The organism is Pseudomonas sp. HY7a-MNA-CIBAN-0227, assembly GCF_040310325.1.
In the GTDB taxonomy this organism is placed as follows: Bacteria; Pseudomonadota; Gammaproteobacteria; order Pseudomonadales; family Pseudomonadaceae; genus Aquipseudomonas.
Map to the genome: position 1 here is coordinate 1 of NZ_JBEOPT010000015.1, position 25,736 is coordinate 25,736.

A 25,736-nucleotide genomic window follows, 5' to 3' on the forward strand; every position below is an offset into this window, starting at 1 on the left:
CCGGTGAAACTGGCGGGCGGGCTGAACGGATACCAGTACGTGCCCAACCCTACGGGGTGGGTGGATCCGTTGGGGTTGAGTACGTGTCCGGGTGGGGATGGGTGTAAGCCCAGTGAAGGGGGCGAAAACCCAGCGGCAAAGGCGAAGGTAGATGACGGCGAGCCGCCTCTACCCAAACAAACACAGGCCGAGCGCCGGGAACGAATTAACGAGCTAACGGAAGCGAACGCAAAACGGCGAGTCCTAGAGTTTGAAAAGAAATACAACATGCATACTGTAGTCAAGCATGGACCAGAGATACCGGGAATATCTATGAGACAACGTGCTATAGATGGGACTAATCCAGCCAATGGCAAAAAGGGAAAAGTAAGTTCCAGCTCTCAATTTAACAGCTGGAAAATGCAGCTTCATGCGATAAATAAGGCGCTATCTAAAATGCAGGGCAATAATCCTTCACCTACAGGATATGACAGTGACGGCAATCCAGTAGTCCGTATGGAGTTGCCAGGAGCAGGGCGTGGCTACATGCCAAACAACAAAGATAAAAACAATCCTAAATACTTCGAAAACATGAATAAAGCAGAAGTCCGATTCGACAAACACAACGTGAGCCGTCCTTTCACCGCGTTTCCAGTGAGATAAGAAATGTTAAAAGTTCCATATATAGATGCTCCCTACGAGCCAAAAATCTCCCACATACTGGGAGCACTCTCGATATATGACCGTGAAGAAACTAAAGGCGAAGCGCTTTGGCAATACAACCCTAACGATTCTAAAGACCGAGAAGAGATCATTAGGTCGTTTATTTTAAAAGATCTTATGTACCTACCTTACAGACACCGCTTTGTCTTAATTACCATATTGAAAGACGCATTAGAAATTCCAGAGTTTGATTTTTCGAAAGAATTTGAAAGCGACTATGACAAATATATAAGCATGGCTTGGGATGAGACCGAGATAGATGACCCGAGAGGTTTTTTCGAAGAAGTTTTTAGATTAGCCAATAAGGAATGGGAAGATGACATCCAGAAGGCCAGCCTAGAAGATCAGTCCACTTGGTAAGACCGTGAATAAAACTAAATACACCCATCTTCTTCTCTCTATCTAGCGGCATCTTTACGGGATCTAAAAATGAAAAACCCACCTAACCTTTCGATAGTTCGAGGTCTGTTTGTACACATACAACATTGAAAACATAAAAAACCTCGAGTGAGAAGAGCTTATCGTCTCGAAAAGCGTGAACACCTCAAAAAAATTGTCAGAACTTTTCGAGGCCCTTACCAAGCCAGAATTTACTTCATATACAAAAGCCGACCAGGACTGGTTTATAAGCGCCCTAAAATACTATTTAGCCACCGATGATAATTTCGACTCCACTTTTTATCTATTTGACACATACTTCGACGATGAAATCTCTGATCAACGTCAGTTCATGAAAGCTTTACTGAAATATTTGACCCGATACCAGGCGGAAGTCATAGCGAAAGCATTGGATTAGCCAATAACAACCAAAAACCTTCAAACCACCTGCTGCAACCGACTAGCGGCCTGAGCGATTAATTCAACCACTTACTCTTTATCGCGCCAAGCTTTGCTCTGCTTACAGAGCTGATGATTGATTCAGCTGTTTTGTTCCACCGAAAAGGCTGAGCCTGAAAGTTCATTGTGAGCCTCAATAAATTGACGGATAGCTGCTTTTAGTTCGGCATCGCGGATGAAGACGCCACGATACAGCGCCCGTATTTCCAGTTGAGCGAACCAGCCTTCTACTGCGTTCATCCACAAGGCACTGGTTGGTGTGAAGTGCAGTTTGAAACGCGGGTGTTTTTCTAGCCATTGCTTGATGGCCGCCGTTTTGTGAGTCGAGCTGTTGTCCAGAATGACGTGCAGATCAAGCTCTGCCGGGGTAGCACGGTCGATCTGCCGCCAAAAGGCCAAAAACAGTGTGCCGGCTATTACCTGGAAAACATAACCCCGTCACGCCCCATCGCCCGAACTGCTGCCAGATGAACCTGAGGCTCAGCCGTCTCCGACTCCAGCAACAACTGCGAACCCACCACCCTCGCCCCACAATAATCAAAAATTCCATGGTCAATTTGTGCGCGCATGGCCTCGGCATAACCATGGCGCTCATAAGTGCCGCCATCGGCGCCGCCCACGCCAATCAACTGCACGTGCAGGTGTCCGAGCTTTTTCACCAGCTTGGCGTCGAGGCTGAAATCGAAAGCCCAGCCGTTGGCAAAGACCCGGTCAATCCAGCCCTTGAGCAACGCTGACATGGACCACCAGTAGACCGGGAACACCAGTACCAGCGCATCGGCGCGGTCGATCCGTGCTTGTTCGGCGAGAACATCGGCGGGTGGCGTTGCCTGGGTGCGGTGGGCGGCGTGATCGGCCAGGGTGAAACGTGGGTCGAAGCCTTCAGCGGCCAGGTCGGCGATGTCGAACGTATCGCCGGACAGGGCCAGGCCTTCGGCCAATTGTGTGGCGAGGCTATGGGTGAGGGACTGAGGATCGTGGTGAGCAACAACGATAAGCGCGTGCATGGCGAAGACTCGGGGGCAATTTGCGAGCAGAAGGCGAACCGTATAGGCTGGACATAAGTTACCTTTGGTAAGTTACTTTTGGTATATAAGTATGTCAAGCACCGAAACGAACACCCCACAGCCACGCCGTCGCCTGGCGCGGGAGGATCGCCTGCGCCAGTTGCTGGATGTTGCCTGGCAGTTGGTTCGCGAAGAAGGCACTGAAGCACTGACCCTTGGTCGACTGGCAGAAATGGCGGGCGTGACCAAACCGGTGGTGTATGACCACTTCACTACGCGGGCCGGCCTGTTGGCGGCGCTGTATGAGGATTTCGACGGACGCCAGAACCAGTTGATGGCCTGTGCCCTGGAGGCCAGCGAACCGACCCTTGATGAGCGCGCGTGGGTGATCGCTTCGTCCTATGTCGACTGCGTGCTGTTCCAGGGCCGGGAGATACCGGGCGTGATCGCAGCACTGAGCAGTTCGCCGGAGCTGGAAACCCTCAAGCGCGAGTACGAGATGATTTTCATGGAGAAGTGCCGCGCCGCCCTCGCCCCTTTTGCAGTGTCAGGTGCCATTTCCCAGGCGAGTCTGCGGGCAATGCTCGGCGCGGCCGAGGCGTTGTCCCATGCGGCTGCCAGCGGTGAAGTCAGCCCGCTGGAGGCGCAGGAAGAACTGTTTGCCAACATCAAGGCGATGGTCAATCGCGGTGCACGCCTGGAAAAGTAAGGGGGCGTTTTTTCAGTCCTCGCCCAAACGCCCGCGCACAAAACCCTGGGCCTTGTGCGTCATCTGGTCGAAGTGCCGGTCTCGCTGTTTTTCGGCGTCGACCATTGCCCGCTTGCCGTGTTTTTGCAGCAGATAGGTGTGAATCTGCCGCACTTCCAACGAACTGTAGATCGACGCCACATCCAACAGCCCCATCAAGCCATCGGTGCTGTAGTCGCGGGTGTTCATCAACACCTGAGTACCGCGTACGCCCCGGACCTGAAAGCCCATGGATTCAAACGCCGGTACCTTTTCCACGGCGCAGGTCAGTTCGGCATGAGGGTAGCGAGCGAGCATGTCCTGCATCATCGCTCGCGCCACGCCCTGGCGCCGATGACTGGCATGCACCGCCATATAGGCCACGCCGCACGCGTCGGGGTCGCCCTTGACCGGCAGGTACAGCAAAAAGCCGATGGCCTGTGCCGGGGCCTGCTCGTCCACGGCGACGATCAGTTCAACCGCAATCCCCTTCGAGCCTCCGACCGCTTCCAGGTACAGGTGCACTTCATAACCGATCGTATATTGGTAGACGTTGTAGAGCAGGTTGCTCGGCGCGATAGCAACCATACTGATGTCAGTCAGGTAGTCGACCACCATCTGCAAGATCTGGCTGTTGATGTGCTCGGGGCACGGGGTTTCATAGTGGGTAAGGCTGAACATTGAATTCCTGTTTCCTGGTGTGTCGCATCAAGGCTGGGCAGAGTGTACCTGTTGCAGCAACACCTCGACGCAGATGCGTTGTTTCACTGCGCACACACCTCGCGCAGGCAACCGCGCAACCAGCGGTGCGCCAAATCGGCATCCAGGCGTGGATGCCAGAGCATCGCGACACTGAACACCGGCAACTCGACCGGCAACGCAAAACTATACAGGCCATCCCGCAGGCCGCTGGTGTGTCGCTCAGGGACGCTGGCGATCAGGTCAGTGCTGCGCACCAGAGCCAGTGCGGTAGAGAAACCGGAGACGATGGTGACGATGTCTCGCGTCAGTTCGAGAGACTCAAGAGCATCGTCAATCTGCCCCCTGTCGCGCCCGCGTCGGGACACGTAGATGTGCTTGCCTGCCGCATAGCGGGCCAGCGTGATCTTGCCCTGGCTCAGCGGATGATCACTGCGCACCACGCCGATAAAACGGTCGCGAAACAGCGCCTGGGTCAACACCTCGGGGCTGGCGTTACTGTCGACTACGCCGGTCTCCAGGTCGACGCTGCCGTCGCGCAAGGGCGTGCTGTCCTTGTCCGGCTTGTGCACGAAGCGCAACCGCACGCCGGGGGCTTGTTCGGCAACACGGGCGAGCAGTGCCGGGCCGAAACTTTCGACAAAGCCTTCGCTGGTGCGCAGGGTGAAGGTGCGCACCAAGTGTATAAGGTCCAGAGTCTGGGCCGGACGCAGCACCGCCTCGGCGTCCTGCACCAACTGGCTGACCTGTTCGCGCAGCTCAAGGGCACGCGGTGTCGGCACCAGGCCGCGACCGGCGCGCACCAGCAGCGGATCGCCGGTAGTCTCACGCAAGCGCGCCAGGGCTCGGCTCATCGCCGACGGGCTCAGGCGTAAACGCTGTGCGGCACGGGCGACGCTGCCTTCGGCAAGCAACACGTCCAGGGTAACCAGCAGATTGAAATCAGGGGTCGACACGGGGCAATCCTCACAAGGCGTCAGGCGCAAGCATAGAGTGCAACTGCTGCGTCTTCCGCCATGTTATGCGAGGGCGTAACTTTCTGACAGCTGTCCGTTTGGCAGTGGTCAGAACAAGGAACCGCCCATGACATCCCTAACCCCTCGCGGCGCCCTCGCCAGCCTGTCGCTGTCCATGCTGCTGGCGTCCCTGGGCACCAGCATCGCCAATGTCGGCCTGCCAAGCCTGGCCCAGGCTTTTGATGCGTCATTGCAGGCGGTGCAATGGGTCGTCCTGGCTTACCTGCTGGCAATTACTGCGGTGATTGTCAGTGTCGGCCGACTGGGTGATCGCCTAGGCCGCCGCCGTCTGTTGTTGGCGGGGCTGGCACTGTTCACCCTGGCCTGCGCACTGTGCGGTGCCGCGCCTTCTCTGGGACTGCTGATAGGCGCACGCGCTCTGCAAGGTCTCGGTGCGGCAACCATGATGGCAATGACGATGGCCCTGGTCGGCGAGACGGTACCCAAAGACCGGACCGGCCACGCCATGGGTTTACTGGGCACGATGTCTGCCATTGGCACCGCACTGGGGCCAGGTATTGGCGGCGTGTTGATCGCTGGATGGGGCTGGCAGGCGTTGTTCTTCTTCATGGTGCCGCTGGGCGTGCTGACGTTTGCCCTCACCCGCCGCTATCTGATGGTCGACTGTAATGAGCAGAATTCGACGCGAGCCGATTTCAATTTTTTCTCGGTGTTACGCGACGCGCCGCTAAGAGCCGGGCTTTGCATGAGTACGCTGGTCTCTGCCGTCATGATGACAACGCTGGTGGCCGGGCCGTTCTACCTGACCCATGGAGTAGGGCTTGACCCGGCCTCAATGGGCTTAGTGATGGTGGTCGGGCCATGCATTGTTGCGCTAGTGGGAATACCTGCGGGCCGTCTGACCGATTGTTTTGGTGGCCATCCCATGACCCTCGCAGGCCTGGCTGGCATGCTTGGCGGCTGCCTGTTGCTGGCGCTGACGCCGCTGAACCTGGGCGTTACCGGGTATATCGGCGCCCTCGCCATCCTCACCCTCGGCTACGCCCAGTTCCTGACGGCCAACAACACCAACGTGATGAGCAATGTGGCGACGGATCGGCGCGGCGTGATCGCAGGCCTGCTAAACCTGTCGCGCAACCTTGGGCTGATCACTGGCGCCTGGGCGCTGGGTGCGGTCTTCGCCTTGGCCACGGGCGACATCACGGTAGCCACGCCTGAAACGATTGGCAGCGGCCTGCGCATCACCTTCGCCGTGGCGCTGGGGTTGATCGGCGCGGCGTTGCTGATTGCCTTGAGCCATCGCTCGGCAGCCACCCAGCTTTCACGGGCGCCTTGACAAGAGAAAATCACCGCGGCTATTGTCTGACAACCTGACCACTAAGGTTTTGCTTCCATGCTTGAACTCCAGCGCCCTGATTCGCTCGTCGTGCGTGTCGTCAACGCCATTCGTACCGAGATCGATTCCGGACAGCTCGCGCCCGAGTCGCGCCTACCCACCGAGCAACAGTTGGCCGAACAGCTCAACGTCAGCCGCTCCGTGGTGCGCGAAGCCATTGCCCAGCTCAAGGCCGATGGCGTACTGACCGCCCGGCGCGGCCTGGGCTCATTCATTTCGCAAACGCCGACCGGAACTGTTTTCCGTTTCCCGGAAAAAGACGGGCGCCGGCCAGACTTGGCGCAAATGTTCGAAGTGCGCCTGTGGATCGAAACCCAGGCCGCCTCCATTGCCTCCCGCCGCCGTGACGCCACTGACCTCAAGCGCATGAAACAGGCCTTGCAGGAAATGCACGACAAGCGCGCCGACTTCGAAGCCGCCGCCCTCGCCGACGTGGAATTTCACCGGGCCATCGCCGAAGCCAGCAAGAACGACTACTTTGTCGCCTTCCATGACTTCCTCAGAAGCCAGTTGGCGAGCGCCCGTAAAACCGCCTGGGAAAACTCGGCATCGCGTTTTGCCAGCGGCTCGGCCGACGCCACCCAGGAACACCAGGCGCTCTACCAGGCCATCGCCGACGGTGACGCCCAGGGCGCAGCCGCGACCGCCGAATCGCACTTGCGTGCCGCCGCCAAACGCCTACAACTTGAACTGCCTGCCACCGATTGATTGATTCACCCAACTATTTGAAGCGTGCCTCTAGTGCGCCGTTTTTTTAACAAAAACATTAGTCTGACAACCTGATAAGCAGACTGAAATGTATTGATTCTAGGTAGCCACACACCATGATTTATGACTTTTGCATCATTGGCGGCGGTATCGTCGGCCTCGCCACCGCGATGGAGCTGCTCAAGCGCCAGCCCGAGGCATCCTTGGTGATTCTGGAAAAGGAACCGGCGCTTGCCAAACACCAGACTGGTCACAACAGCGGCGTGATCCATGCCGGCATCTACTACGCGCCGGGCAGCCTCAAGGCGGACCTGTGCAAGCGCGGCGCCGAGGCGACCAAGCAGTTCTGCACCGAGCACGGCATTAAGTTCGAGGTGTGCGGCAAATTGCTGGTGGCCTCCACGGCGCTGGAAGTGGAGCGGATGGAGGCGCTTTACGCCCGCTCGCAACTCAATGGCATGAAGGTCGAGCGCCTAGACGCCGATCAACTGCGCCAGCGCGAACCCAATATTGTCGGGCTCGGCGGGCTGTTCCTCGACGCCACCGGCATCGTCGATTACCGCCAGGTCTGCGAAACCATGGCCGGAGTCATTCGCCGAAGTGGCGGTGAAATCCGCCTGGAAAAAACCGTCACCGCGATCCAGGAAGATACCGACAAGGTCACCGTCAGCACCCACGACGGCGCCTGGCAAGCCAGGCACCTGGTGGCCTGCGCGGGCCTGCAATCGGATCGCTTGGCGACCCTGGCCGGGATCGACATTGACCACCAGATCATCCCGTTTCGTGGTGAATACTTCCGTTTGCCTGCGGCGAAAAACAACATCGTCAATCACTTGATCTACCCGATCCCGGACCCGGAGTTGCCGTTCCTGGGCGTACACCTCACCCGGATGATCGATGGCAGCGTCACCGTCGGCCCCAATGCTGTGCTGGGCCTGGGTCGTGAGAACTACAAGAAGTTTTCCATCAACTGGCGAGACGTGGCCGAGTACGCCAGCTTCCCGGGCTTCTGGAAAACCATCTGGCAGAACCTGGGCTCCGGCAGCGTCGAGATGAAAAACTCACTGTTCAAGTCCGGCTACCTGGAGCAATGCCGCAAGTATTGCCCGTCCCTGGAGATTGACGATCTGCTGCCCTACGAAGCAGGCATTCGTGCCCAGGCAGTCATGCGCGACGGCACGCTGGTCCACGATTTCCTGTTCGCCCAGACGCCGCGCATGTTGCACGTGTGCAACGCACCTTCGCCCGCCGCGACCTCGGCCATTCCCATTGGCGAAATGATCGCCGACCGTATGTTCAAGTCCAACTGAAACCCACCCGTTTTATCCGTCGGTTGACTTCGCCAAGAGGTGGACTGCCAACCCCCTATCGCCGAAAAACGGCCCCTGGGGCGTAGTAAGCGTCAATTTAACAATAAATATAATGACTCATAAGGAAGTACAGAATGACGGCACCAGCCCACAACACCGCCGCCGTGGAAACCCCGGCACAAACCAAAAAACGCCTGCGCAAGGTCGCTGCCGCCACCATCTTTGGCTCGATGCTGGAGTGGTATGACTTTTACCTCTACGCAACCATGGCGGCGATTGTCTTTTCGAAAATATTCTTTGATAACAGTGACCCGAAAGCCGCCACGCTGATGGCCTTCTCCACCTTTGCCATTGGTTTTATCGCCCGCCCCTTCGGCGGCGTTCTGTTTGGTTACCTGGGGGACAAGTTCGGCCGCAAACACGTATTGGTGATCACTTTCTGCATGATGGGTGTGTGCACCACACTGATCGGCCTGATCCCAAGCTACGCGTCCATCGGCATCTGGGCGCCGATTGTCCTGGTGTTTATCCGGATCATCCAAGGGCTGGGCGCCGGTGCCGAATTGTCCGGCGCGGCGGTCACGTCCTACGAGCACGCATCCGAAGGCAAGCGCGGCAGCCAAGGTGCCTGGCCGGCGCTGGGGCTGAACCTGGGCCTGCTGCTGTCCTCGCTGACCGTGTACCTGCTGACCATCAACGGCAACGAATTCCTTTTGGCTGGCGGCTGGCGTATCCCGTTCATCTGCAGCATTGCGCTGGTGGGTGTCGGCTTATGGGTGCGTAACAGCATCCCGGAAACCCCGGAATTCAAAGAGCTGAGCAAGGAAACCGCCAAGTCCAAGGTATCGCCGCTCAAGGCCCTGTTCAAGAACGACCTCAAGGGCCTGGCCGTGGTGTTTTTCGTGGCGGTTGGCTACAACGCCCTGAGCTATATCTTCAAAACCTTTTCCCTGGCCTACCTCACCCAGTTCAAGGGTATTGATGTGCATGTCACCTCGTTGTCGGTGACCATTGCCAGCCTGATCGCCATCGTCGCCGTGCCCTGCTTCGGCTGGCTGTGCGACAAGTGGAGCAGCAAGAAGGTGCTGATGCTCGGCGGTGTGTTGTCGCTGCTGTTTGCCTACCCGTTCCTGGCGCTGCTCAACACTGGTGAAAGCCTGATGATCTACATCGCCATTGGTGTGGGCACCGGTATTCTCGCGCCGATGATGTTTGCGCCCCAGGGGTCGTTCCTCAGCCGTCAGTTTCCTACCCAGACCCGTTCTTCAGGCTTCGGCACCGGACGCGAAATCGGTACTGCCATCGCCGGTGGCCTGGCGCCGCTTGGGGCGTTGTCGCTGGTGGCGTCGTCGGCTACCCATTCAACGGATGGCGTGGTGATCATCCTCGCAATCGCCTCGGTGCTGGTGGTGGTGTTTGCCCTGTGTGATCAGGGCCGCAAGCACTCGGCGTTCAAGAACTGACCAAAAAACTGACCAACGGGTGCATGGATGCCCCTTCATCGCGCATCATGGGCACTTTTAAGCTCAAGGATAACGTCCATGCGCGTGCTGTCATTGATGATGGGGTTTACGACGCTGGCCGCCAGTCTGGTGTTCTGTGCCCAGGCGTCGGCGAGCGAAGAAAGCCAATTAGTAGATTCGATCAACCAGTACCGCAGCCAGGTGCAACGTTGTGGCAACCAGGGTTCCCAGGAGTTGCCCCCCCTGGCCACCGATGCGCGCCTGGTGCTGCCGGTCAACAACGCCGGTGACCTGCAACAGGCGCTGGCGCGGGCGGCGTACCCGATGGTCAACGTCCAGGCCATCAGCCTGTCCGGCCCACGGGACGCCCAGTCCGCCATGAAGGCCGTGCGCGAAAGCTTCTGCCGGGTGGTGCTGGACCCGCAATTCGTCGACATCGGCGTGAGCAATAATGGCCAGGACTGGCGCATCGTGCTGGCCCGTCCGCTACTGACCCGCGGCCTGGGTAGCTCGCAGGCTGCCGGCCAGCAAGTACTTGAGATGATCAACGCCGCCCGCAATCAACCGCGCCAATGTGGCGGACAAGCCTTCGCAGCGACCAAACCACTGGCCTGGAACACCCAACTTGCCAGCGCCGCCGACAGTCACTCGCGCAACATGGCCAACAACAATTTCTTCGATCACCTTGACCGCGACGGTCGTACGCCGGGCGACCGAGCGGAACTGGCGGGCTATATCGGCCAGGCAATCAGCGAAAACATCGCCGCCGGCCTGGACACCCCACGCAAGGTGGTCGACGGCTGGCTCGCCAGCCCTGGCCATTGCGCCAACCTGATGAACCCGCAGTTGCGCGAATTGGGCGCTGCTTATGGACTTGACCCGAAAAGTGATGCGGGAATTTATTGGACGGGGTTGTTCGGGGTGCAGTAAATAGATGACGGAACGCGATGGACGGCCAGGCACGCGGGGGCTGGCCAAGGCTATGCGCAAGGATTGAGCGCACTCTACGACGCCACCGCCACCTGATTGCGCCCTTGGGCCTTGGCGCGATACAGCGCTTTGTCGGCGGTGTTCATCAGGCCGTGCAGATCGTCGTCCACTGATTGCGTCGAGGCGACACCGAGGCTGGCGGTCAGGCCAAGTACCGGTTCGGTAATCAAGCCCGCGATGGCGCGGATCAGTTGCTCGGCAATGTCCCGCGCCACCTCGACAGTGGTGTCCGGCAGCAGCACCGCGAACTCCTCGCCACCCAGGCGACCATAAACATCAGCCTGGCGAAACGACGCACTGATCACCCCGCCGATCTGGCGCAATACCTGATCGCCGGCCTGGTGGCCGTAGGTATCGTTGATAGCCTTGAAGTGATCCATATCCAGCATCAACACACACAACGGCTGTTGGTTGCGTTTGCACTGGTTGTACAACAGCTGGGCATGCTCGAAGAAAGCCCGGCGGTTCATCAGGCCGGTGAGTTCATCGGTCTGTGCGGCACGGGTGGAGATGTTGTGGGCCCGCTCCATTTCCCGGGTCAGGCGAAAGGCAGTCTCCAAGGCCTCGGACAATTTGCGCGTGGCGCCCACCACAAACGAAGAGAAAACCAGAACCGCCATGGCCATGCCCACTTGCATCGATGCCGGTTGAAACAGTAGCCACAGGGTGCAGGGCAACAACACCAGGCCGATAGACCCCAGCGTCATGTAACGGTATGCCGAGTAACACGACACCGCGCTGACCGACATGCCCACGGCAAACAGCATGACCAGCGCCTGGGACAGCCGATCGTCGGTGGGCATCACCGCAAACGCGCCGGCCCCCCAGATCCCAGCGGATAGCACCAGGGTGCTCCAGTAGCGGCGCTCCCAGCGCTGGGGCGTGCGTTCACTTTTAGGGCTGCGAAAATAGGCCATGAACATCGCGACACGCAGCAGCGTCGCCCCCGCCAGCAGCGCCAGCCAGCTGACCATGACGTTGTGCTCAAACCGGTCCCAGCACAACCAACAGAGCATGATCGCGGCCATATAACTGCCGAAAACGGCAAAAAATGATTGGCGAAACAACTGGTGCAGTCGATCAGTGCGCACCTGTTCCTCTATGGAAAAATCCTGGTCCTGCCCACGCCCAAGGCCATTCATTTGATCCGCCTGATCATAATGCTGCGACAAAATGGCATTGTGGCATCCTGCCAGCAGGCGGAACAGCAGAATCAAGCGGATCAGGACCGGGAAAGCGCTTGCTAAAGCGTGCGGATGAAGCTTTCGCGGGGACCGGACTGGAAAGTAGCGTCAACCCACTCGCCCGGCCACCGCGCTCGCCACAAACCGATTCCGCAAATGCGAGAGCTGGTAGGCGATGGCCAGCCAGATAAACCACGCGGGCATCACGCACAGCGCCAATCGTGTATCCGGCCGCAAGGCCAGCAAGCACAGCACAAATGCCAGGAACGCCAGGGAGAACCAGGCCATCGGTACCCCACCCGGCATTTTGTAGAGCGATTGTGCATGCAGGTCAGGTCTTTTTTTGCGGTAGGCAATGTAGGACGCCAGGATGGTCGACCAGGTAAAGATCACCAGGATCGCCGATACCGTCGAGACGATGGTAAAGGCGGTCATCACTTCCGGGACGATAAACAGCAGCAACACCCCCAGCAGCATCAGAAAGGTGGTGAAGGCCAGGCTGATAAACGGCACGCTGTTTTTCGACAGCCGGCGGAAGATCCCCGGCGCATTGCCCAGGTCCGCCAGGCCAAACAGCATGCGGCTGGCGGAGAACACCCCGCTGTTGGCGGACGATGCCGCCGAGGTCAGTACCACAAAGTTGACGATACCAGCCGCCGCCGGAAAGCCCGCGATCAGGAACAGTTCAACAAACGGACTCTTGCTCGGCGACACCTGCTGCCAGGACGTCACAGCAATGATGCAAGCCAGGGCCAGCACGTAAAACAGAATGATCCGCAGTGGTATGGAGTTGATCGCCTTGGGCAAGGTCTTTTCCGGGGAGCGGGTTTCGGCGGCCGCGGTGCCGATCAGTTCAGTGCCGGCGAAGGAGAAGACTGCCATCTGGAAACCGGCGAAGAAGCCAAACAGGCCATTGGGAAATACCGCCTGCTTATCCAGCAGGTTTGTCAGGGATGCGGTAACGCCGGTGGGCGATACAAAGGAGCTGGCGATCAGCGCCACACTCACACCGATCAAGGTGACGACGGCAATGATCTTGATGATCGCGAACCAGAACTCCACTTCGCCGAACAGTTTGACGGTCAGTACGTTCAAGGCGAACAACGTCAGCATCATGCCAATGGCGGGAATCCAGGCGGGTACATCGGGGAACCAGTACTGGAAAAACCCGCCCACCACCACCGCATCCCCCACCACTGCCACACTCCAACTCAACCAATAAGACCAGCCGAGAAAGAACGCCGCGCGCGGCCCGAGGTAAGCGCCGGCAAAGTCGGCGAAGCTTTTGAAGTTCAGGTTGGATAACAGCAACTCGCCCATGGCACGCATGACGAAGTACACGAACAGGCCGATGATCATGTAGATCAGGATGATCGAGGTGCCGGACAGGGCAATGATCTTGCCGGATCCCATGAACAGGCCGGTGCCGATCGCCCCGCCCATGGCCATGAGTTGAATATGACGATTGCTCAAGGTGCGCTGCAACGCAGGCTTTTCGATTAGCCCAGGCGTAGTTGTTTTCATCACAAAACCTCTTGATCTTATGTTTTTGAGTTTTGGCAGAAAAATATCGGGCGATTTTTATTGTGGGTGGGGCTCGGACTCAGGGGGTCAACTTTCAGGCATGTTTGCTTTCATAGCCTCGCAGCACGTTGACTGCATTGATGCCAATCTCATCGACCATGTAGCCGCCCTCCATCACAAAGAGCGTGGGCACGCCTACGCTGGCGATGATTTCGCCCATGCCGGTGAAGTCATGACTTTCCAGGAGGAAATGGCTGATGGGGTCGTCCTTGAAGGTGTCGACGCCCAGGGAAATCACCAGCACTTCAGGCGCGAAGTTGCGCAGCTTTTGGCAGGCGTCGATCAAGGCTGTTTTGTAGGTTGGCCAGGTGGTGTTTTTTGGCAACGGGTAATTCAGGTTGAACCCCTCGCCCGCACCGGCACCGCGTTCGGTACTGAACCCGGAAAAATAGGGATAGGACACCGATGGCTCGCCATGCAGGGAGACAAACATCACGTCGCTGCGATCAAAGAAGATGTTTTGTGTGCCATTGCCATGGTGGAAATCCACGTCCAGCACCGCGACGCGTTTGGCTCCTTGGGTTATCGCCTGTTGCGCCGCGATGGCCGCGTTGTTCAAGTAGCAATAGCCGCCCATGTATTCCCGCGCGGCGTGGTGGCCGGGCGGACGGCACAGGGCGAAGGCACTGTTGTGACCCTCGTCGATCAAGGCCAGGCCGGTGAGCGCGATGTCAGCGCTGGTCTTGACCGCTTCCCAGGTGGTCGCGGTGATCGGCGAGCCGGCATCCATGGCGAAGAAGCCGAGCTTGCCGTCGATAAAGTCGGGGGCCTGATCGTTGGCCAGGTCGCGAACCGGCCAGACTAGCGGCAATGCGTCATGGCTGCGGCCGATGGCGGTCCATTGCGCCCAGGCTGTTTCCAGAAAGGACACGTAGCGCTCGCTGTGGGCGTTGACGTAGCACGAGCGGTCGAACGTGCGCGGGACGATGATATCGCCAAGCTCTACCTGCCTGACGCGATCACGAACGGTGTCCGCCCTGCTCGGCTGCTCGAAAGACGGCTTGAGCACGCCGTCCTTCAATTCGGTGCCATGGTGCAAACGATGGGAGTCGCTAAAAATAGTCAGCATGAGTACATATCCGCCTAATGAGATCCAGGCGTCTATTTTGTTCTGGCCGCAAGGGGCTTTCTTTGCTTTTACTTCTCGTGATGCTAGCGTAATCGGGAATATTTTCCCCAAAGACATTCAATAATGAAAAAAACAACCAAGCATGCCGCGCTTGACGATACCGACCTTGCGATCCTCGCCCTGCTGCAGGAAGACGCCAGTATCTCCAACGCCGAACTGAGCGAGCGCCTGTCCCTGAGCCTCACACCTTGCTGGCGACGGCGTAAACGTTTGGAAGAAGAAGGCGTGATCAAGGACTACCAGGCCAACCTGGACCGACGCAAGCTGGGCCTGGATATCATGGCCTTCGTGCATATCCGCTTTGCCACCCACACCGACCACACCCCTGAAGCCTTCGAAGCGGTGATCAAGCAACTGCCACAGGTGCAGTCGTGCCACAAGATCACTGGTGATGCCGACTATTTGTTGCAGGTGTTGGCTGAGGATCTGGACAGTTACAGTGAGTTTGTTGAAAGCGTGTTGCGGCGCCAGTTGGGGATTGCGTCGATTCAGTCGAGTTTGGCATTGCGGGAGGTGAAGACGACGAGCCGGATTGCTATTCCAGAGCGGATCAAGCAGTGAACGGCGATGCCCAACCAGCCTGTTCTAACGCGCGCCGATGATCACCGTGAAGTCATAAGTCCATATCCATCGCACATCCGTCCTGATCCTGCGTCAGGGCCAGGCAAGTAGCAACGAGCCTCCGTTAACGCCTCAACGCTCCTTAGCTCGCCGCGATGTCGATTTTCCTCATCCCCGTCATGGCATCGAACAACCGCCTGGTCGCCACTCGATCAGGATTGGGCTGCTCTTGTTACGCCTCTCAAGGTGTTGGCTGAGATTGATTAGTAAGGTAGGCGCTCAAACGACGGCAGGCTAAGTAAGTCATCTCGAACTTGAGTGCTCGCTTTGGGTCGATTGCAGCCCTTGGTGACCGGTAGCAATCGGCCAAAAACGGTCATTCAGCTTCGAAGACATCGATTTCTCTCACCGTCTTTTAACAGGGTATGAAAAACGCAGGGATCCGCGCCGTTACTGCGAACTGGTACGGCATTACGAAATAGCAAGGGACTAGACTCGCTTGAAACATCTGCATTTCACTCTTGATTCACCGTAATTGTTTTCCCGTAACTCATGAAAAACTGTTTCTTAATAATACCAAGCAAAATAGTAATAAGTTAGTTAGGCTGTTTTTTTCATAGTACGTATAAATCAGGAAAGCTGCATGAGTCTCCTAGCGCAAAATCCAAGATTTACGATAATTTTAGCTATTTTTTATTTCCTTTCAATGGTACTTGCGGCAAGGATTATTCACCTTACAATTTTTTCTCATGAGTTCTTGAATAACGAAGGCCGCAAACGTTCAACGCGACTGACTGAAACAGTCCCCGTCCGCGGCACTATATTTGATCGATTCAAACAGCCCTTGGCGGTCTCCACACCCGTCAGCACCTTGTGGGTGAATCCTAAACAGTTCGCCCCAACTAAACAGCAGGCAGTAATATTGAACGAGCATCTTGATATTGATGCCTCGCTGATTAGCCATTTGACATTGAACTCCCAAGGCAAATCCTTCGCTTATTTAGCCAGAAGGGTTGATCCAGAGGTCGCAAGGAAGATAATAAAATTATCTATCCCAGGCATCTATGAGCGCCAGGAATACAAGCGATTTTATCCGCAGTCTTCGATGCTAGCTCAGACATTAGGCTTCACCAACATTGACCAAAAGGGCATTGAAGGCATTGAATTAATGTACAATCATAAACTTTCAGGCATGTCTGGCCTAGAAGAACTCACCTTGAATTTACGCAAGAGAGTCACTAGCGAAATCCTTGTGCACAAGCTCATCACCCCTGGAGAGGATCTATATTTAACAATTGACTCCACCCTTCAGCACTACGTTGAAAAAGCACTATTGAAAGGACTTAAGAACAATGCAGCACGGTCGGCAAGTGCAATTCTTATACACGCTAAAACAGGAGAGATATTAGCATTATCCACGATGCCCTCATTCAATCCAAATGCGCGTAAAAGCTTTAGCGCGGACGTCATTCGAAACCGAGTATTTACTGACGTATATGAACCGGGATCAGTGATAAAGCCATTCAGTATGGCCGCCGTTCTGACAGCTGGTATAGTTGACAAAAATGCCATAATTCAAATAGCGCCTGGCTTCGTAAAAATTAATGGATATACGATTCGAGATGTGGGTAGGGACAATCAGTTAGACCTGCCGGGCATCATCCGCCGCTCTTCAAATGTCGGCATGAGCAAGGTCGCGATTCCGACAGGTGGAGCAGTCATTTCGCGATTGCTGATTGAGCTGGGATTCGGAAACAACACCTCGGTCTACTTTCCAGGGGAAAGTGTTGGGACTGTTCCAACCAAGAGGGTATGGTCAGATATCGCCACCGCTAGCCTTTCATACGGATACAGTTTGTCGGTCAACTTGGCTCAACTAGCTCAGGCTTATACCGTCTTTGCAAATAATGGAAACCTGGTTCCATTATCGATAATCAAAGGTGAGGCACAGCCACCCCGCAATGTCATAAGCCCGGAGGTCGCCAACAGTATTCTGGACATGTTGGTGCATGCAGTCGATGGACCTGGAGCAGGCGGAAAGCGCGCAGCAATCAAAGGTTATGTAATTGCGGGTAAAAGCGGGACCTCACGCAAGGCATCCAGTGGCGGATATCAAAGCAATAAATATAGAGCCATATTCGTGGGTATCGCTCCGGCCAACGCGCCTGAGTTCATTATGGCTGTATTGGTGGATGAGCCCACCGCCAAGGGTTACTTCGGGGGAGCGATTGCAGCACCGATTTTCAAGGAGGTACTTGAAGATGTCCTTCGCATCAGAAATATACCGAGTGACCAAAATCAAACTCTGCCAGCCGCTCAAGGTTCAGTTGGCGCAGAACGTTCCGGCCCGGTCTAGAGTTATGGCGACTGAAGTGACCGTGATAACCACCCTGAAATGCAGACCGGCTTGCGGCGCTGACTGAATCGATTTCGGGCCGTTGGCAGACAAGGGGCCTATCCCAAATCGTTCCAACAATCAGCTTCTGATTACTGGCGCAGGATTAGGATCCTTCGGTTTCCAGCGGGAGGAAGCTCCCGCTGAACGCCAGCTCGACATTGACGGTGCCACGCCAGTTTCCCAGGCGATCGATCTGATAGATGAGCTGCTCGAAGCAACAACGGGTTACTTTTGGCCGTTTTCTGCCTGTCTCGACTGACTGAAATCGACCCATAGCTGCCAGTCATTTGTGTCTACACAATCAGGGCAATTCACTCCTTGGCAAAGGCAATGGGCACCTAATGACCATTTATACAAAGATCAGACACCCTCCTGGGTTTATACTCGGCGCCATCGAAATTAACCAAACTCAAATGAACTGAGATACCTCATGAGCCGTTCTCTCTCTATGACACCTGAACGCAAGCTGGTCGCGCCACTGGTGGCTTTTGTATTCCTGTTAGTTGGCGCCGCGTTCCTGCAAAACAGCGTCGGCTCGCGCCAAGTGCTGTTGCTGGTGGTCGGCGCGGCGCTGGGTTTGACGCTTTATCACGCAGCCTTCGGTTTTACGTCGGCCTGGCGGGTGTTCATCAATGATCGGCGTGGCGCGGGTTTGCGTGCGCAAATGGTGATGCTGGCGGTGGCGGTGCTGCTGTTCTTCCCTGCACTGGGGGCGGGCACTCTGTTCGGTCAGCCAGTGGTCGGGTTGGTGGCGCCGGCCGGGATTTCGGTGGTGTTCGGTGCGTTCATTTTCGGCATCGGCATGCAGTTGGGCGGCGGATGTGCGTCAGGCACCTTGTTCACCGTGGGCGGCGGTAATGCGCGCATGCTGGTGACCTTGTTCTTCTTTATCTGCGGTTCGTTGATCGCCACTCACCACGTTGACTGGTGGTTTTCTCTGCCCTCGTTCCCGGCGACTTCCATCGTCAAAAGTTTCGGCGTGGTTCCGGCATTGCTCGTGAGCCTGGCCGTGTTCGGGATGATTGCGGCTGTGACCGTACGGCTGGAAAAGGGCCGTCATGGGCAGCTTGAAAAGGGCGTGACCAGCGAGCACCAAGGTCTGCGCCGCTTCTTGCGCGGGCCGTGGCCATTGGTATGGGGTGCAATTGGATTGGCCCTGCTCAACTACGCCACTCTGGCGCTGGCCGGGCGGCCGTGGGGCATTACTTCGGCGTTCGCGCTGTGGGGCGCCAAGGCTGCTAGCGGGTTGGGCGTCGATGTCGGCAGTTGGGTGTTCTGGCAGATCCCGGGTAATGCCAAAGCCCTGGCCGCGCCGGTGTGGGAAGACATCACCAGCGTCATGGACATCGGCATCATCCTCGGTGCGCTATTGGCCGCAGGCTTGGCCGGGCGTTTTGCACCCAACCTGAAAATTCCGGCCCGTTCGCTGTTCGCGGCGGTGATTGGTGGCCTGCTGCTCGGTTATGGTTCGCGCCTGGCATACGGTTGCAACATCGGCGCGTACTTCAGTGGCATCGCCTCGGGCAGCCTGCATGGCTGGCTGTGGTTAGTGGCTGCGTTTATCGGTAATAGCGTGGGCGTGCGTCTGCGGCCGTTTTTCTTTGGGGCCGAGCGTCGGCAATTGGCGTTGGGCGGTTGCTGAGAAATCTGCGGCTGGCAGCCGATAAACCTCGACTGCCGGCCTTGGTACTGTTCTACGGGATCAAAGAGCATGGGCTTCCCGAGGCATACATCAGTCCCCTCGAAACGAGCGCTGCCAAGATCGATGCCGATGCACTAAGAACCGAGAAGAATTTCGCCCTTACTAATGCCGGCTAACCAGTCAATCAAGACCTTACAAGCTGAGTAGAAAAACATGAATCGTCGTAAAAAAATAAAGCAGCTATTAAAGGCTCACGCCAAAAAGGCTAGTGCCAAATTGGCACCGCCAAGCAAGTCTAAATACATTAGTAAAGCTGACCAATTGAAACTAGCTGCTGAATCCAGTCACGACTCAATCATTTCCTCTGAGAGCTGATCTTAGGTATTGCGATGGCACGTACCGCGAGAACGCGGCCGAACAATGCAGTCAACGTCGCTCTCTTCGGGTGCTGGACGCTGCAAATTCCACTACGAAGGGAGGTTTAGGTCATTTCGTATGGTTCGCGGCAACCCAGGCACCTTCGACATATACGCCCGTTTGAGCACGGACTGTCCCCTTTAGTCCGTTAACCGCTATGCGGCAAGCTCGACGTAGCTTGACTCCCCTCCTCCAGTCGCGCCCGACAACCAACCCCATATGAAGGTCAGAGTGGTACGTCCTGCGTGATCAACGCCTACCTTGCCACGAGACCAGCCGGCAAGAATCTCGCCATCCGTAGTTAAGCACTGATAAAGAAGCTCAATGGTATCGGGGCCTGTTGCACGCCCGACTTGATTACCCATGCGGATCCGGCCGCCTTGGTAAGTGCCCGAAATGGCATTTTCCTCGACATGGTAATGAAATACTGTGCCTGCACCGGATAGCCCGTGGGTGTTGTCCGCTACCGTAAATCGGCGATTGTTCAAACGCTCGCTGATTTGAGAAAAGGGGGTTTCCATAAATGTCGCGTCCTTTAGTCGAGATGTTCCATTCCAGCCTTCGATTATCTTAAGCCATTTTTTCGCGACTGCAGAAAGCGCTGCTTTGGCTATCTCTGAAGCTGCGAACCCACGACGATAAAAAGCAAGATGGGTTCACCTCCGACCAAAAAAGGGGCACTGTTCGTTCTGCATGGTGGACTCCATCTTGTATCCAAGCTGGAGTCCTCTAAAGCAAGCCGTGGCCAACGGCTAAACAGTCAATGAATACAGGCTTTGGCCAGACTAAAGAACGTTGGCATCTCAGGTAAAGCCCCCTAATGAAACAGTAAGGCCTGCTTTCGGTGCAGCATGGAGAACCCATACGGTTGCAGGTGGCGCGATACCGGCCTATGTTCCAGACAGTGCATTGTCTGCAACCACCACCCGCAGGCTGCTGTCGATCCAATACGATTACCCCCGTAGTGAGGTAAAGACATGCCGAACGATTCCCGCCCCGCCGTGCTCGAACTGATCGGTAATACGCCGCTGGTGCGTGTCAGCCGTTTCGATACTGGCCCGTGCACCCTGTTCCTCAAGCTCGAATCCCAGAACCCCGGCGGCTCGATCAAGGATCGCATCGGCCTGGCGATGATCGATGCCGCCGAGCGCGATGGTCGGCTGCGCCCCGGCGGCACCATCGTCGAGGCCACCGCTGGCAACACCGGGCTGGGCCTGGCCCTGGTAGGCCGGGCCAAGGGTTATCGAGTGGTGCTGGTGGTACCGGACAAAATGTCCACGGAAAAAGTCCTGCACCTCAAGGCCATGGGCGCCGAGGTGCACATTACCCGCTCCGACGTCGGTAAGGGCCATCCCGAATACTACCAGGACGTGGCGGCGCGGATGGCGCGGGGCATTCCCGACGCATTTTTCGCCGACCAGTTCAATAACCCGGCCAACCCGCTGGCCCACGAGACCAGCACCGCGCCGGAGATCTGGGCGCAGACTCAGCATGACCTGGACGCTATCGTCGTCGGTGTCGGCTCAGCCGGCACGCTAACCGGGCTGACCCGCTTCTTCAAACGCGTGCAACCGAACCTGGCCATGGTACTGGCCGACCCGGTGGGTTCAGTGGTTGCCGAATACAGCCGCAGCGCCACCCTCGGCACGCCAGGCTCATGGGCGGTAGAAGGCATCGGCGAAGACTTCATTCCGTCGATTGCCGACCTGTCCAGTGTGCGCCAGGCCTACTCCATCAGCGACGAAGAAAGCTTCGACCATGCCCGCCAACTGCTGCGCGCCGAAGGCATTCTCGGCGGTTCTTCCACCGGCACCCTCCTCGCCGCCGCACTGCGTTACTGCCGCGAGCAAACCGAGCCCAAGCGTGTTGTGACCTTCGTCTGCGACACCGGCACTCGCTACCTGTCCAAGGTCTACAACGACCAATGGATGAACGATCAGGGGCTGTTGCAGTACAAGCACTACGGCGACCTGCGCGACCTGATCGCCCGGCGCTTCGAGGATGGCCGGGTGATCAGCGTAGGCCCGGACGACACCCTGCTCACCGCCTTTCAGCGCATGCGCCTGGCGGATGTTTCGCAACTGCCAGTGCTGGTGGACGGCCAGCGGCTGGTAGGCGTGATCGACGAGTCAGACATCTTGCTCGGCATCCACCACGACGCCTCGCACTTTCACATGACCGTGGCCAGCGCCATGACCAACACCCTGCAAACCCTGGCCCCCAGCGCCAGCCTGGCGCAACTGCAGGCAGAACTGGACCGCGGCCTGGTGGCAATCATCGCCGACGCTACAGGCTTCCATGGCCTGATTACCCGCGTCGACCTGCTCAATCATTTACGGAGATCCCTTGCATGAGTCAGCACGATAAAAGCGCCTTCGCCACCCGCGTCATCCACGCAGGGCAAACGCCAGACCCCACCACCGGCGCGCTGATGCCGCCGATCTACGCCAACTCCACCTATTTGCAAGAGAGCCCCGGCGTGCACAAGGGTTTTGACTACGGTCGCTCCCACAACCCCACGCGCTTTGCCCTGGAGCGTTGCGTGGCCGACCTTGAGGGCGGCACCCAGGCCTTCGCCTTTGCTTCCGGGCTGGCGGCGATTTCCACCGTGCTTGAGCTGCTTGATGCAGGCTCGCATATCGTCTCCGGCAATGACCTGTACGGCGGCACCTTCCGCCTGTTCGACAAGGTGCGCCAACGCAGCGCCGGGCATCACTTCAGCTTCGTCGACCTGACGGACCTGGCGGTTTTCGAAGCATCATTGCAGGCCGACACGCGCATGGTATGGGTCGAAACACCGAGCAATCCCCTGCTGAGCCTCACCGACCTTGGCGCCATCTCACGCATCTGCCGCGACCGGGGCATCCTCTGTGTCGCCGACAACACCTTTGCCAGCCCGTGGATTCAACGCCCGCTGGAACTAGGCTTCGACATCGTGGTGCACTCGACCACCAAGTACCTTAACGGCCACTCCGACGTCATCGGTGGCATCGCGATAGTCGGACAAAACCCGGAACTGGCCGAGCGCCTGGGCTTCCTGCAAAACTCGGTGGGCGCCATCGCCGGCCCCTTCGACGCGTTCCTCACCCTGCGCGGGGTCAAGACCCTGGCGCTGCGCATGGAGCGCCACTGCAGCAACGCCCTGGAACTGGCGCAATGGCTGGAGCAGCAGCCACAGGTAGCACGCGTCTACTATCCGGGCCTGCCTTCGCACCCACAGCACGAACTGGCGCGCCGGCAGATGCGCGGCTTCGGCGGGATGATTTCGGTGGACCTGAACAGCGATTTGGCCGGGGTCCGGCGCTTCCTCGAAAACGTCAAGATCTTCGCCTTGGCCGAGAGCCTGGGCGGCGTGGAAAGCTTGATCGAACATCCAGCTATCATGACCCATGCCAGCATCCCGGCCGAAACCAGGGCGCAGTTGGGCATCGGCGATGGGTTGGTGCGGTTGTCGGTGGGCGTGGAAGCGGTTGAGGATTTGCGGACGGACTTGGCTCAGGCACTGGCACGGATCTGAGGGATGGTTGAAGGCTGCCTTTATTGAGGGGCGGCTTTCGGCCAGAAGCGGATACTCGGACAAGATTCGAGGGCACCATAAATCCAAACAAAAAAGAGTAGTGGACATGAAATAGGAGTTTACCCTCCGAACTGCACAACCAGGAGATGGCCAAGCTATTTTCCATGCCACTCGGCAATCGGTTGCCGAGCTGTCGAACGGACTGAAGACGGTGAGCAACTCGGTCGATTCAAAGTGCGCAGTTTGATGCGTGAGCTTGATTTAGTCAGTAAACAACCCGGCTCACATACCTATAAACGAGCGACAGTAGAAAGACTCGATATCCCAAACACCTTGAACCGAGAGTTTGATGTGCCGGCTTCCAATCAAGTCTGGTGTGGAGACATTACCTACATTTGGGTGCAAGGAAGGTGGCATTACTTGGCCGTCGTCCTGGATCTTTGTACGCGCCGGATAGTGGGTTGGGCGCTGTCGGAAAAACCGGACGCCTAACTCGTGATCCGGGCCCTGCATATGGCCTACGAGCAGCGTGGCAGACCTTCGGATCTGCTGTTCCACTCGGATCAAGGATCGCAATATGCAAGCCGGTTATTTCGCCAGCGGTTGTGACGATACCGCATACGTCAGAGCATGAGTCGCCGGGGAAATTGCTGGGACAATGCGCCGATGGAGCGGGTATTCCGGAGTTTGAAAACTGAATGGATACCGACCTTAGGTTATAGAGCTACGCAGGAAGCACAGCGCGACATAAGCCATTTTTTTATGCATCGGTACAACTGGATTCGACCGCATCAGTTCAACGGCGGGCTGGCGCCAGCGTGGGCCGAGGAAAAACTCAACATCGTGTCCGGGGTTAGTTGGCCACTACATCTAGAATGCAAAGGGAGAGGATATCTTGAACAAGATACAGCGAGCCCGAGAGGCAATGGCCTTGCAGGCTAATGGGTAAATTATTTCGAGAACAGCACACTATTGCAAACAGGATCACCTAAGTTACGGAAGGCCAACCTTTGTACCGATTTCAATAGAAAAAAACAATTTCCGTAAGACCTCTCATGCTTATCGGGTCAAAATATATGGCATATTTTTTCTTAAAGGTAATACCATGAACAGAAAAATTGATCGTCAAACCCACTCCTTGGGCAGGTCGTTGAAGTTCATGACCTACAACCCATTATCATTCTCTCAAAATATTCATCATGAACTTAGTTTGTTGGTTCGCGATGCACTGACCGAACTGGGAGTTCCAGACCGCTTATTGCACGATTTTGACTCACACTCAACCATAGCTATTGATATGAATGAAGAGCGATCTATTAATATTTCACTGGTCGACGATCGCCTCTTCATTTGGTCATTTATCCCGATTAGCGAAGAGCTATTAATAGACAATTCCAAGAGCATCATACCCGTCATTACAACCGCAATGGAGCACATTGAAACGGGCCACTTAACGCTAGGTAAATGCAATGATGGCTTCGAATTAAAAGCGTTAGTTAATCCGCTTGCATTAGTTGAAAACAAACTCAGCCAAGTCATCTATAACTTCCATAGCGCACTGAAGATAATATCTAACCACCGATGAAAGAAGATATTTAATGCTGGAAATTAAAGTCAATCACATCGCTCAGGTCAGCGTACACCAAGCAGAACAGCAGGATAAACCACCATCACTACCGGTTAAAACTATAAAAAATTCCCCAAGCATGATGCGTTTCAAAGAGACCGCACAATTCATAATAGAAATGATGCCAAGAAAAAATTATGGGGAAGCAGGTGCTAGCCAAAAGTACTGGCTGGAAATTAAAGATCCAAAGCATCGCGATCGTATTTCGCTGAACGGCCTTGATGCACAGTCCGGTGCATTAAGTGCATGGTTGGAAGACGTTAATAACAAGACTGGGCTATTCCAATGGATTGATCAATATCCCGATGTTGAAATCAATACGCTCAAGAATAAACCTAAGCACCCTCTATCTCTGGATGTCGGCTATATCAATTATCTGTCCCCAGACCAGGCCACTGACTATTGGGTAACTATTTCACAAGGTGAATGGAAAACCGGGAATAAATTATTGAATACGACACATCTACCAAGCAAGGCCGGGATGGAGGGCCACGCTGCTATCGTTATCCATCGCGACGGAAATATCTTTGTTCACCCGTATGAAAAAGGGAAATGGCAACATACTTCGACGACAGAAGGCAAGCCGGTTTTATCAGCGGGTATGATACTCATTGAGCAAGGAAAAGCGAAATCATTTTATCTGGATTCCGGCCACTATATACCGCAGCGACCTCAACTCGAACATCTTTTAGCTCGATTGGCGGCACAAGGCGTCAATATCAACGAACTCGATATCCACGCCAAGCATATCGCGCAGAATGATATAAAAGCACTAGTGAGGCAGTATTCTCGCTAACTCTGCTATTTACCAAGAAGGCACCTAATAATACAAATCCAATCAACTCAACTATATTTATCAAG

Annotated in this window: 22 protein-coding genes and 3 pseudogenes; 17 read left to right on the forward strand and 8 right to left on the reverse strand. The window is 56.3% G+C overall.

The features are described from left to right. Positions 1-642, forward strand: a pseudogene (locus AAEZ06_RS21425) (type IV secretion protein Rhs); the annotation flags it as partial. A gap of 3 nt (positions 643-645) precedes the next feature. After that, the gene (locus tag AAEZ06_RS21430) at positions 646-1,062 is read left to right on the forward strand and encodes a hypothetical protein (protein ID WP_350616077.1); all 417 of its coding nucleotides are present in this window, start codon (positions 646-648) and stop codon (positions 1,060-1,062) included. A 494-nt stretch (positions 1,063-1,556) separates the two neighbouring features. Here AAEZ06_RS21430 and AAEZ06_RS21435 read toward each other — a convergent pair. Further along, a pseudogene (locus AAEZ06_RS21435) lies at positions 1,557-1,926 on the reverse strand (transposase); the annotation flags it as partial. 29 nt (positions 1,927-1,955) lie between these two features. Further along, positions 1,956-2,546 (reverse strand): NAD(P)H-dependent oxidoreductase, encoded by a 591-nt coding sequence (locus tag AAEZ06_RS21440; RefSeq protein WP_350616079.1) that lies wholly within the window; start codon positions 2,544-2,546, stop codon positions 1,956-1,958. Positions 2,547-2,637: 91 nt separating this feature from the next. On the opposite strand from AAEZ06_RS21440, the gene AAEZ06_RS21445 reads away from it, so the two are divergent. Then, positions 2,638-3,255, forward strand: coding sequence for a TetR/AcrR family transcriptional regulator (locus AAEZ06_RS21445; protein ID WP_149415069.1), 618 nt, complete (start codon positions 2,638-2,640; stop codon positions 3,253-3,255). A gap of 12 nt (positions 3,256-3,267) precedes the next feature. On the opposite strand, the gene AAEZ06_RS21450 is transcribed toward AAEZ06_RS21445, so the two are convergent. Together AAEZ06_RS21450 and AAEZ06_RS21455 are read right to left on the reverse strand one after the other, a co-directional pair. Beyond that, positions 3,268-3,954: a GNAT family N-acetyltransferase gene (locus AAEZ06_RS21450; protein ID WP_149415068.1), complete on the reverse strand. Its 687-nt coding sequence runs from the start codon at positions 3,952-3,954 to the stop codon at positions 3,268-3,270. An 83-nt stretch (positions 3,955-4,037) separates the two neighbouring features. Further along, the gene (locus tag AAEZ06_RS21455; RefSeq protein WP_350616082.1) at positions 4,038-4,928 is read right to left on the reverse strand and encodes a LysR family transcriptional regulator; all 891 of its coding nucleotides are present in this window, start codon (positions 4,926-4,928) and stop codon (positions 4,038-4,040) included. 127 nt (positions 4,929-5,055) lie between these two features. Here AAEZ06_RS21455 and AAEZ06_RS21460 point away from each other — a divergent pair, with 127 nt between their 5' ends. The 5 genes from AAEZ06_RS21460 (at position 5,056) to AAEZ06_RS21480 (ending at position 10,756) form a co-directional block, all read left to right on the forward strand. Further along, the gene (locus AAEZ06_RS21460) at positions 5,056-6,285 is read left to right on the forward strand and encodes an MFS transporter (RefSeq protein WP_350616084.1); all 1,230 of its coding nucleotides are present in this window, start codon (positions 5,056-5,058) and stop codon (positions 6,283-6,285) included. A gap of 57 nt (positions 6,286-6,342) precedes the next feature. Then, positions 6,343-7,053, forward strand: a complete 711-nt coding sequence (locus AAEZ06_RS21465) for a FadR/GntR family transcriptional regulator (protein WP_350616086.1) — start codon at positions 6,343-6,345, stop codon at positions 7,051-7,053. Positions 7,054-7,169: 116 nt separating this feature from the next. After that, positions 7,170-8,363, forward strand: a complete 1,194-nt coding sequence (gene lhgD / locus AAEZ06_RS21470; protein WP_350616088.1) for an L-2-hydroxyglutarate dehydrogenase — start codon at positions 7,170-7,172, stop codon at positions 8,361-8,363. Between the two features lie 134 nt (positions 8,364-8,497). Continuing rightward, positions 8,498-9,826: an MFS transporter gene (locus AAEZ06_RS21475; RefSeq protein ID WP_350616090.1), complete on the forward strand. Its 1,329-nt coding sequence runs from the start codon at positions 8,498-8,500 to the stop codon at positions 9,824-9,826. 78 nt (positions 9,827-9,904) lie between these two features. Next, complete coding sequence (locus AAEZ06_RS21480; protein ID WP_149415062.1) at positions 9,905-10,756, forward strand: CAP domain-containing protein; 852 nt, start codon at positions 9,905-9,907, stop codon at positions 10,754-10,756. A gap of 74 nt (positions 10,757-10,830) precedes the next feature. On the opposite strand, the gene AAEZ06_RS21485 is transcribed toward AAEZ06_RS21480, so the two are convergent. From AAEZ06_RS21485 to AAEZ06_RS21495, 3 genes are all read right to left on the reverse strand, one after another. Then, complete coding sequence (locus AAEZ06_RS21485) at positions 10,831-11,958, reverse strand: GGDEF domain-containing protein (RefSeq protein ID WP_149415061.1); 1,128 nt, start codon at positions 11,956-11,958, stop codon at positions 10,831-10,833. Between the two features lie 150 nt (positions 11,959-12,108). After that, the gene (locus AAEZ06_RS21490) at positions 12,109-13,524 is read right to left on the reverse strand and encodes an amino acid permease (protein WP_350616093.1); all 1,416 of its coding nucleotides are present in this window, start codon (positions 13,522-13,524) and stop codon (positions 12,109-12,111) included. 94 nt (positions 13,525-13,618) lie between these two features. Further along, complete coding sequence (locus AAEZ06_RS21495; protein WP_350616095.1) at positions 13,619-14,653, reverse strand: histone deacetylase family protein; 1,035 nt, start codon at positions 14,651-14,653, stop codon at positions 13,619-13,621. A gap of 123 nt (positions 14,654-14,776) precedes the next feature. Between AAEZ06_RS21495 and AAEZ06_RS21500 the strand changes: the two genes are divergently transcribed. From AAEZ06_RS21500 to AAEZ06_RS21515, 4 genes are all read left to right on the forward strand, one after another. Next, entirely contained in the window at positions 14,777-15,274 is a 498-nt protein-coding gene (locus AAEZ06_RS21500) for an Lrp/AsnC family transcriptional regulator (RefSeq protein WP_149415059.1), read from the forward strand. Positions 15,275-15,917: 643 nt separating this feature from the next. Next, positions 15,918-17,630 (forward strand): peptidoglycan D,D-transpeptidase FtsI family protein, encoded by a 1,713-nt coding sequence (locus tag AAEZ06_RS21505; protein ID WP_350616097.1) that lies wholly within the window; start codon positions 15,918-15,920, stop codon positions 17,628-17,630. A gap of 472 nt (positions 17,631-18,102) precedes the next feature. Beyond that, the gene (locus AAEZ06_RS21510) at positions 18,103-19,314 is read left to right on the forward strand and encodes a YeeE/YedE family protein (protein ID WP_350616099.1); all 1,212 of its coding nucleotides are present in this window, start codon (positions 18,103-18,105) and stop codon (positions 19,312-19,314) included. A gap of 213 nt (positions 19,315-19,527) precedes the next feature. Continuing rightward, positions 19,528-19,689 (forward strand): DUF2986 domain-containing protein, encoded by a 162-nt coding sequence (locus AAEZ06_RS21515; protein WP_133103395.1) that lies wholly within the window; start codon positions 19,528-19,530, stop codon positions 19,687-19,689. 197 nt (positions 19,690-19,886) lie between these two features. On the opposite strand, the gene AAEZ06_RS21520 is transcribed toward AAEZ06_RS21515, so the two are convergent. Beyond that, on the reverse strand, positions 19,887-20,252 hold the full coding sequence (locus tag AAEZ06_RS21520; RefSeq protein ID WP_149414553.1) for an avidin-fold protein: 366 nt from the start codon (positions 20,250-20,252) through the stop codon (positions 19,887-19,889). A 456-nt stretch (positions 20,253-20,708) separates the two neighbouring features. Between AAEZ06_RS21520 and AAEZ06_RS21525 the strand changes: the two genes are divergently transcribed. From AAEZ06_RS21525 to AAEZ06_RS21545, 5 genes and pseudogenes are all read left to right on the forward strand, one after another. Next, the gene (locus tag AAEZ06_RS21525; RefSeq protein ID WP_149414552.1) at positions 20,709-22,085 is read left to right on the forward strand and encodes a pyridoxal-phosphate dependent enzyme; all 1,377 of its coding nucleotides are present in this window, start codon (positions 20,709-20,711) and stop codon (positions 22,083-22,085) included. Then, the gene (locus tag AAEZ06_RS21530; RefSeq protein WP_350616102.1) at positions 22,082-23,248 is read left to right on the forward strand and encodes a cystathionine gamma-synthase; all 1,167 of its coding nucleotides are present in this window, start codon (positions 22,082-22,084) and stop codon (positions 23,246-23,248) included. Before AAEZ06_RS21525 ends, AAEZ06_RS21530 begins: the two co-directional genes overlap by 4 nt. A 204-nt stretch (positions 23,249-23,452) precedes the next feature. Beyond that, a pseudogene (locus tag AAEZ06_RS21535) lies at positions 23,453-24,106 on the forward strand (IS3 family transposase); the annotation flags it as partial. A 247-nt stretch (positions 24,107-24,353) separates the two neighbouring features. Next, the gene (locus AAEZ06_RS21540) at positions 24,354-24,833 is read left to right on the forward strand and encodes an InvB/SpaK family type III secretion system chaperone (protein WP_149414550.1); all 480 of its coding nucleotides are present in this window, start codon (positions 24,354-24,356) and stop codon (positions 24,831-24,833) included. Between the two features lie 13 nt (positions 24,834-24,846). Beyond that, positions 24,847-25,671 (forward strand): IQM protein middle domain-containing protein, encoded by an 825-nt coding sequence (locus AAEZ06_RS21545; RefSeq protein ID WP_350616104.1) that lies wholly within the window; start codon positions 24,847-24,849, stop codon positions 25,669-25,671. Positions 25,672-25,736: the final 65 nt, after the last annotated feature.